The 624-nt window shown below is 55.8% G+C and carries 1 protein-coding gene; it reads left to right on the forward strand.

Features of this window, described 5'->3' with window-relative positions; all coding sequences use genetic code 11:
* On the forward strand, window positions 1-624 hold a 624-nt coding region (locus A3764_RS20810), incomplete at both ends, for an ABC transporter permease (protein WP_150122355.1).

Genomic DNA, 624 nt, shown 5'->3' on the forward strand with positions numbered 1-624 from the left:
GTTTTTTCTCGCTGCAAAACTTCGGCAATATCCTGATCCAGTCGAGCTTTCTGATCGTCCTGGCTGTTGCCCAGATGTTTGCGTTGATCGTTCGCGGGTTCGATCTGTCCATGGGTCAGGTGATTTCGATGATCAGTGTGGCCAGCGCGTTGACCATGGCACATCTGGTCAGCGTGATGCCCGATGCTCCGGTGATGGCGGTTATGATCGGGCTCTTCTTTGGGCTGTCCATCGGGCTCGTCGCCGGCCTGATCAATGGCTTCAATATCGCGATCCTGGGCGTTCACCCGTTTGTGGCCACTCTGGGGATGCTGGGGATAAGCCAAGGCATCGCGTCGACGATTTCCGGCGGATTTCCGGTGTTTGGAGTGCCGGATGTTCTTGCCAAGACGTTTCTTCATAGCGATTTTCTTGGAGTCCCTATTCCGATCGCAATGACCATTCTTGTATGTGCAGTTGCCGCCATTGTTCTGAACCGATCCGTGTTTGGCCGGATGCTCTATCTGGTGGGATCAAATCCTCGGGCGGCTGACGCGGCTGGCATTCCCACAAAACGCGTGCTTGTCGGCGCTTTCGTGTCCTGTTCGTTGGTAACGGCGATTGCGGCGTTGATGCTCACCGCGC

Origin of the sequence: Sulfitobacter sp. HI0129, assembly GCF_001635395.1 — a bacterium.
In the GTDB taxonomy this organism is placed as follows: domain Bacteria; phylum Pseudomonadota; class Alphaproteobacteria; order Rhodobacterales; family Rhodobacteraceae; genus Sulfitobacter.